Here is a 7,321-nt window from a genome sequence, read left to right as displayed (position 1 = left end):
GCCGCGCGCAGCCACCCGTCAGGGTGCCGGTCCCCGGCACGGCGCCGCCTGCCGGCAGGGCGCTCCCGACGGATCGGCGTCCCAGGCCGTCCGCCTCGGCCGAGCAGCCGGTCGAGGGCACGGCACACGGAGCGCAGGCCGCCGGTGGCGGCCGGCCGGGCGGAGTCCCCGACGCCGGGCGCGTCGCATCCCGTGCTGCCGGTCGGGCGTGGGTCCAAGGCTGCGCCGCCGCCCACCCGTGACGTGGCCGCTTGTTCTCGTGCGACCGCGTCCGGTGCGCCCGCCGACGGTGGCGCGGGCGGTGGCCTCCTGTCCGCTCCCTCCGCGCTCCGGGGTGCACCCGGTGCCGGCACGAGCGGACGGGCCCCCTCGTCGGCGGCGCCGGCTCCCGGGCCGGCGGCCGTCGTCGCCCCGGCGGCCATGGCTTCCGGCCAGACCGGCGCCCCGCCCGACCGCGCCTCGGCGGCCGAGGCCGCCACCCGCGCCTGATAATGCGCGACTTCGTCCGGTCCGTCGGCGAACACCACGCCCTCCACCGCCGCGCGGCCGGCCGGTGCCGTGGGCCGTACGGAGGTGAGGGCCGGGCGGAGGGCGCCGATCCAGGCGCGTTCGGCCGGGTCCGGGACGGTGGGGACCAGCTGGTCCGGGGAGAGGACGGCCGCGGCGGCCGCGGCGCGTTGCCAGGGATCCCCGGCCTGGGCCTCCAGTTGCCCGACGCGCAGACCGCGCCAGCGCGCACCCCGCAGGTCTCCGCCGTCGTCCGTCACCGCGCGCACGTCGGCCGGCAGCCTGCCGGTCAGCAGAGGAGCGCGGCGTTCGGCGAACTCGGCGACGTCCGACGCGAGATACTGCCAGACGACCACCCCGTAGCGATTGATCCAGAACCGCACCGGGACGAGGAGGCCACCCCGGGCCAGCCGTGTGAAGCGCGCCGTGGCGACGCCCGCCAACTCAGCGCCCTCCGCCGTGCCGACCGTCCGCAGCCGGGCCCGGAGAGCGTCGGGGAAGCCCTCGGCCGACCGGTGCCGCTCGATGTCCTCCGCGCGGACCCGCCGTGGACCCGCCGGCCCGGAGACGACCGCCCGCACCTCACCCACTTGCAGGGCGAGGTCCAACTCGCCGGCCTTCAAGCCGAGTTCCCGGGCCGCGCGCCCGAAGGGAACGCCGCTCTCCGTCACACTCCCGGTGACGTACCGAACCGCCATGACCCTCTCCCGTCACTCACCGATTACCGACAGTGACGAATATAGAGGAGGGGTCTGACAACGCCTCAGGCGTCACACCCATCCCCGGTCCCGGCCCGCCCGGCGGTCTCCGCCGCCACCCGCTCGGCCAGCACGGTCATCTCGTACGCGATGTGCCCGATGTCCGCCGCCTCGCCCCCCAGCACACAGAGGCAGCTCTCGCTCCCGGCGGCCGTCACGAAGAGCACGCCGCCGTCGAACTCGATCATGGTCTGCCGCACCCGGCCCGCCCGGAACTGCCGGCCGGTGCCCTGGGCGAGGCTGTGCAACCCCGAGGCGACCGCGGCCAGATGCTCGGCGTCCTCCCTGGTCAGCCCCTCGCTGGCGCCCGTCACCAGACCGTCGTTGGAGAGCACCAGGGCATGCCGCACACCCTCGGCCCGCCGCGTCAGGTCGTCCAGTATCGCCTCGAACCCCTCGCCGAACCTCTCACCGAACCCCTCGCCGAGCCCCATGCGCCGCCTCCCGCTCCGCGTTCCCGGCAGTGTCGTGCACGAGCCTCGCTCACCCCGTCGGCGGTCGGCAACCACGCGCAGCCCCGCTCACCGGCCGCCCGCGAGCACCTCCGAGCGGCCGCTTCAGGCTCCGAGAGCTCCGGCAACTCCGACGGCTCCGACGGCTCCGACGGCTCCGACGGCTCCGACGGCTCCGACGGCTGCGGCGACCGCCTCGGCGAAGGCGTCCGGATTGTCGAACATCATCACGTGACCGGCCCCCGGAATGATCCGGACGACCACACCGGCCTCCTCCAGCCCCTCCCGACCCACCAGTTCACCGCTCAGCTCGCCCTGAAGGTAAGTACGCGGCACCCGCAGACCGGTCAGCATCCGCCGCACGGTCGGCCGCGTGCCGCGGACGAGCCAGGTGGCGCTGCGGTGCAGCGCCGTCGGGTCGGCCAGGCGCATCGTGGCCGCCCACGCCCCTCCCACCCGCTCCAGCGTCTCCTCGAAGCCCCCGCCGCGCACGAACGCCTCCTCGCCGTAGGCCGCGATGCCGCTGCTCCCCGCCGTCGCGGGCGGATGCGGATCGAGGTTGGCCTCGGCGAGGACGAGGCGGGAGACGAGGCCGGGCCGGCGACGGGCGAGGACGACGGCGACCGCTCCCCCCATGCTGTGCGCGACGAGGTCGGCGCCACCGGCCCCCGCCGCGTCCAGGACGGCCGCGAGCGCGTCGGCGTGCTCCTCCAGCGTGTAACCGAAGTCGGCGGGCCGGTCGCTCGTCCCGTGGCCGGGCAGGTCGACGAAGAGGGAGCGCCGCCCGCGGAGGGCCGGGTGCGCGGCGATGTGGGCGTGGTACACGGCGGAGGCGGCGCCGAGCCCGTGGACGTAGACCAGCGGCGCGCCGCCGCCCCGCGCCTCCGTCCACCGGATCCGCGCCCCGCCGGAGGTGAACGCCGTCTCCCGCATCGTCATGCCCCGCCCCTTTTGCCGATTCCCGTGCCGCGACCACCGTCCGCGCGACCCCAAGCCAGAGCATAGATCGATTCGACATATCTCGCACCCGTCTTATTGCTCGGCGGACCGGCCGGCGAGGCCGCGAGAGGCGTTCCCCGGCCACCCCCGGGTTCAACAGGCCGTGAACCGGGCACACTTGCACAACCGCAGGAAGAGCCGCTCACGAGGGCAGGTGATCCGCGTGTTGTTCGACAGGCTTCGCAGGCGTTCCCGGCCGGCAGGGCAGGACGGGGCTCCCCCGGCCCGTCCGCCGGAGCGGCAGCACAACCTGTTCGAGGCCGCGGCCGTCTACGTCGCGGCCTGCGCCGAGAACGACCCCGACCGGAGCGCCGAGGCCGCCCGCTGGGTCTCCCCCGAGGCGCTCAGCTTCGGGGTGAACGAGCTGGCCTGCCGCGCCCTGGTCGCGCTCGCGCGGGAACGCGGCACGTCACCGCAGCACGTGGCACGGAGCCTGCTCGGCCTCCCGGCCGCCTGACGCACCGCCTGACGCCCGGCGGTCCGCGACACCCGACGACATCCGACGACGGCCGTCACACCCGGGCCGCACGTCCACCCCCCTCTCGGCGAGCGTTCCCCGGCTCGTCACCGCATGGACGTGTGCATGCCACGCCTCAGCCCTACGCTGCCGACGAGCCCCCTCTTCCGGCACCCGCCCCTCCCCGGCACCCCCTCACCCCCACCCCCGGAGGCCCCCGTGCCCCTCGCCTCACACCCCCACAGACGTCACCTCGGCACCCTCGCCGCCGCCCTCGGACTGACCGCGGGCTCCCTCGGCCTCTGGTCGGCCACCTCGTCCGCGTCGCCCGCGAAGGCCGCGGTCCCGACCCCCGACCACGTCGTGGTCGTCGTGTTCGAGAACCACGCCTACGACCAGGTCATGGGCTCCTCCTCCGCCCCCTACCTCAACTCCCTGGCGGCGGGCGGCGCCAGCCTCACCGCCTCGTACGCCGAGACCCACCCCAGCCAGCCCAACTACTACGCCCTCTTCTCCGGGGACACCCAGGACGTCACCGACGACAGCTGCGTGGACGTCGGGTTCAGCGACGCGCCCAACCTGGCCACCGGACTGGCTGACAAGGGCAGGACCTGGGCCAGCTACAACGAGTCGCTGCCCGCCGAGGGTTCCACCATCTGCAAGAGCGGCCGGTACCGGCAGAAGCACAACCCCTGGTTCGGCTTCGGCAACGTGCCCACCAGCACCGCGCACACCTTCGGCGCCTTCCCCACCGACTACGCCAAGCTGCCGACCGTGTCCTTCGTCGTCCCCGACATGTGCAGCGACATGCACGACTGCCCGGTGTCCACCGGTGACACCTGGCTCAAGAAGAACCTCAAGGGCTACGCGGACTGGGCGAAGACCCACAACAGCCTGCTGCTGGTCACCTTCGACGAGGACAACCGGCTGAGCGGCAACCGGATCCCGACCGTCCTCTACGGCCAGCCGGTCAAGGCCGGTTCCACGTCCGCGACCACGTACAACCACTACGACGTGCTGCGCACGATCGAGGACATGTACGGAACCGCGCACGCCGGGAACGCGGCGCACGGCAAGGACATCACCGGCGTCTGGAACAGCTGACCGTGTACCTCGCGGACAGCCGCACGTCCCCCGCGAGCGCCGCGCCCACCACCGGATCCAGGCGGTACGCCGCGGTCCCGGGCACGGTGCTCGTGCTGGGGACCGTCAGCCTGATCACGGACGTCTCCTCGGAGATGGTCACCGCCGTCCTGCCGCTCTACCTCGTGGCCGGACTGGGCCTCTCCCCGCTCGGCTTCGGCCTCCTGGACGGCGTCTACAACGGCGTCAGCGCCCTCGTCCGGCTCCTCGGCGGGGGGCTCGCCGACCGCGGCGCGGGCCCCAAGGCCGTGGCCGCCGCCGGCTACGGCATGTCGGCGCTCTGCAAGCCGCTGCTGCTCCTGGCGCACACCGTGCCGCTGATCGGCGCGGTCCTCGCCGCCGACCGCACGGGCAAGGGGTTGCGCACGGCACCGCGCGACGCCATGATCTCGCTGGCCTGCGAACCGGCCGGGCGGGGGCGGGCGTTCGGCGCGCACCGGGCGATGGACACGGCCGGCGCGCTGCTCGGCCCGGTGGCCGCGTTCCTCATCCTGCGGGTCGCGGCGGGCGGTTACGACGCCGTGTTCACGGTGAGCGGGTGCGTGGCGGCCCTCGGGGTGCTCGTCCTGCTGCTGTTCGTCCCCGGGCGCTCCGGTACGCCGGAGCGGGCTCGCGGACGCACGGCGCGGCGGGCACCGCGCGCTCCGGCCCGCGCGCTGCTGCGCCGGTCGGCGATCCGCCGACTGGCCGTGTGCGCCGCGCTGTTGGGACTGACGACGGTGAGCGACTCGTTCCTCTACCTGACGCTACAGCGCCGCCTGGACCTCTCGGAGTCGTGGTTCCCGCTGCTGCCGCTGGGGACGGCGGCGGCCTTCCTGCTGCTCGCGGTGCCGGTGGGGATCCTGGCGGACCGGTTCGGCCGCCGGCTGTGCTTCCTCTGCGGACACCTGGCCCTGCTGGGGGCGTACGTACTGCTCGTCGCGCCCCTCGGGGACTCCCCCGCGCTCGCCGGGGTGGTGCTCGCGCTGCACGGGTCCTTCTACGCGGCCACGGACGGCGTCCTGGCCGCGGCGACGGCCGACGCCGTGCCCGAGGCGGTGCGCGGCAGCGGTCTCGCCGTGGTGCAGACCGGCCAGGCGGGGGCCCGGTTCGTCTGCTCGATCGCGTTCGGCGCGGCCTGGACGGCGTGGGGCGACCGTACGGCGCTGGGCCTGGCGGCCGTCGGGCTGGCCGTCTCGGCGCTGGCGAGCGTGGCCCTGCTGCGGCCCGGCGGGCACACCGACGACCCCGGCGGCCGCTCCGGCGTCGGCCTCGGCAACCGCCCCGGCGACGGCCCCGACGGCGTTCCCGACGCCGGGCGGGAGGCGGTCCGTTGAGACGCGCGCACCGGATCGTCGTCCTGCTCGTCGCGGTCCTCATCCTGGGCGGCGTGGCCCTGGGGGCCACCCTCCGCGCGGCGGACCGCGCGGCGGAGAAGGACCGCGTCCAGGCCGGCGGCCCCGAGGTGCGCTCCGGCGACGTGGTCCTCGGCACGCCGGGCCGCACGGTCTTCCGCAACATGGCGTGGGGCCCGCACCGGGACGAACTCACCTCGGTGGCCGAGGCGGACCCGTCCGGTCCGCGCACCGCCTCGGGTGTGCGGTGCCTGCGGTTCCACTCCGCCGCGGGCACCGGCGTCTGCCTCCAGGCGGTGCGCGGGGCGCTCCGCGACGGCTACCGAGCGGTCGTCCTGGACGAGCGGCTGCGGGAGCGGCGGCGGTACGCCCTGGCGGGCATCCCGAGCCGGGCCCGGGTGGCGCCCGGCGGCCGCGTCGTGGCGTGGACGGTCTTCGTCAGCGGCGACTCGTACGCCGGGAGTTCCTTCTCGACCCGCACATCGGTCCTGGACCTCCGGACGGGCGACCTGGACCGCACCCTGGAGTCCTACCGGTTCTTCCTCGACGGGGAGGAGCACCGGGCGGCCGACCTCAACGTCTGGGGCGTCACCTTCGCCGACGACGACCGCTTCTACGCCACGGTCGCCACCGGCGGCCGGACCTACCTGGCCCGCGGCGACCGCGCCGCGAAGACCCTGCGTTCGCTGCGTCCCAACGTCGAGTGCCCCTCCCTCTCCCCCGACGGCACCCGGGTCGCCTACAAGAAGCGCGTCGCGGGCGCCTCGTCGGACGCTCCCTGGCGGCTGTACGTACTCGACCTGCGCACCCTGCGGGAGACGCCGACGGCCGAACGGCGCAACGTGGACGATCAGGCCGTCTGGCGGGACGGGCACACCCTGGTGTACTCGCTGCCCGGCGACTACGGCTCCGACCTGTGGGCAGTGCCGGCCGACGGCTCCGGGCGGCCCCGGACGCTGATGGACGCGGCCCTGGCTCCGGCATTCACGCCCGGTCCGCGGGGATGACGCGGGCGGACGCCGGAGCGCGCGGGACGTCGGGCTCCCGACCCGCTCACGCCGCGGGCGCCAGTTCGGCGCGGCCGAAGAGGAGGGCGTAGCCCCGGGGCAGCTGGGAGAGGATCCGCCCGGTGAGGTCCTCCCCGGCCGTCCCGGCGAGCTCGGTGAGGACGGTGCCCACGGCCCAGCGGGCCGACGGCGGGGCGGTGTCCAGGGCGGCGGCGACGGCCTCGACGAAGCCGGGGGCGGTCAGCGGCTGGGTGAGCGGGATGCTGCCCGCCAGGACGGCGCCGGCCTCGGGAGGCAGCAGCGCCGCGAGTTCGCAGCGCTCCTCGCCGGTGACGTGCCCGCCCAGGACGGCCAGGACGGCCCGCAGGACGTCCTCCGCCTCCCGGTCGGTGGGGTACCGGCCCGCGGCGCGTATCCGCCGCACGAGGTCCTGCCAGGTCATGCGTTGCGATTCCTTCCTGTTCACGCCTGTTCACGGTCGGTGCTCCGGGGCCGGCCCGGGCGGGCGGCGGACAGGGCGTCACGCCGCTTCGGGGCGGCCGAAGAGGAGGTCGTAGCCCGGCGGGAGCTGCAGCAGGACGCGCCGCATCAGCTCGGCACCGGCGGCCTCGGCGACGACGCTGAGCACGGCGCCGGTGTCCCACAGGGCCGTCTCCTCGGTCGC

General features: G+C 75.3%; 8 protein-coding genes and 1 pseudogene. 4 read left to right on the top strand and 5 right to left on the bottom strand.

Features of this window, described 5'->3' with window-relative positions; translation table 11 throughout:
• The 3 genes from JNW98_RS31570 to JNW98_RS31560 form a co-directional block, all read right to left on the bottom strand.
• The coding region (locus JNW98_RS31570; protein WP_223771729.1) for a DUF6397 family protein at window positions 1-1,205 on the bottom strand (1,205 nt) is incomplete at its 3' end.
• 65 nt (window positions 1,206-1,270) lie between these two features.
• A complete protein-coding gene (locus tag JNW98_RS31565; RefSeq protein WP_223771728.1) occupies window positions 1,271-1,699 on the bottom strand; it encodes a roadblock/LC7 domain-containing protein in 429 nt (142 codons plus the stop codon).
• Window positions 1,700-1,822: 123 nt separating this feature from the next.
• Window positions 1,823-2,650, bottom strand: coding sequence for an alpha/beta fold hydrolase (locus tag JNW98_RS31560; protein WP_223771732.1), 828 nt, complete (start codon window positions 2,648-2,650; stop codon window positions 1,823-1,825).
• A 232-nt stretch (window positions 2,651-2,882) separates the two neighbouring features.
• Here JNW98_RS31560 and JNW98_RS31555 point away from each other — a divergent pair, with 232 nt between their 5' ends.
• The 4 genes from JNW98_RS31555 (at window position 2,883) to JNW98_RS31540 (ending at window position 6,657) form a co-directional block, all read left to right on the top strand.
• On the top strand, window positions 2,883-3,173 hold the full coding sequence (locus tag JNW98_RS31555) for a hypothetical protein (protein ID WP_223771731.1): 291 nt from the start codon (window positions 2,883-2,885) through the stop codon (window positions 3,171-3,173).
• Window positions 3,174-3,392: 219 nt separating this feature from the next.
• Window positions 3,393-4,277, top strand: a complete 885-nt coding sequence (locus JNW98_RS31550; RefSeq protein WP_223771727.1) for an alkaline phosphatase family protein — start codon at window positions 3,393-3,395, stop codon at window positions 4,275-4,277.
• 2 nt (window positions 4,278-4,279) lie between these two features.
• On the top strand, window positions 4,280-5,632 hold the full coding sequence (locus JNW98_RS31545; protein WP_223771726.1) for an MFS transporter: 1,353 nt from the start codon (window positions 4,280-4,282) through the stop codon (window positions 5,630-5,632).
• Window positions 5,629-6,657: a TolB-like translocation protein gene (locus JNW98_RS31540; protein WP_223771725.1), complete on the top strand. Its 1,029-nt coding sequence runs from the start codon at window positions 5,629-5,631 to the stop codon at window positions 6,655-6,657. The genes JNW98_RS31545 and JNW98_RS31540 overlap by 4 nt, the downstream gene beginning before the upstream one ends.
• Before the next feature lie 46 nt (window positions 6,658-6,703).
• Here the strand turns inward: JNW98_RS31540 and JNW98_RS31535 are convergent, their stop codons facing one another.
• Both JNW98_RS31535 and JNW98_RS31530 read right to left on the bottom strand, forming a co-directional pair.
• Window positions 6,704-7,099 (bottom strand): DUF2267 domain-containing protein, encoded by a 396-nt coding sequence (locus JNW98_RS31535; RefSeq protein ID WP_223771724.1) that lies wholly within the window; start codon window positions 7,097-7,099, stop codon window positions 6,704-6,706.
• A 78-nt stretch (window positions 7,100-7,177) separates the two neighbouring features.
• Window positions 7,178-7,321 (bottom strand): annotated as a pseudogene (locus tag JNW98_RS31530) (DUF2267 domain-containing protein); the annotation flags it as partial.

This window comes from Streptomyces huiliensis, assembly GCF_020037025.1.
In the GTDB taxonomy this organism is placed as follows: Bacteria; Actinomycetota; Actinomycetes; order Streptomycetales; family Streptomycetaceae; genus Streptomyces; species Streptomyces huiliensis.
Note: the sequence above shows the minus strand (reverse complement) of the source record. Positions and strands in the feature narration are given on the sequence as shown.

Coding starts and splice junctions, on each gene's coding strand:
- JNW98_RS31565 (WP_223771728.1), bottom strand. CDS start 1,699: ATGGGGCTCGGCGAGGGGTTCGGTGAGAGGTTCGGCGAGGGGTTCGAG.
- JNW98_RS31560 (WP_223771732.1), bottom strand. CDS start 2,650: ATGCGGGAGACGGCGTTCACCTCCGGCGGGGCGCGGATCCGGTGGACG.
- JNW98_RS31535 (WP_223771724.1), bottom strand. CDS start 7,099: ATGACCTGGCAGGACCTCGTGCGGCGGATACGCGCCGCGGGCCGGTAC.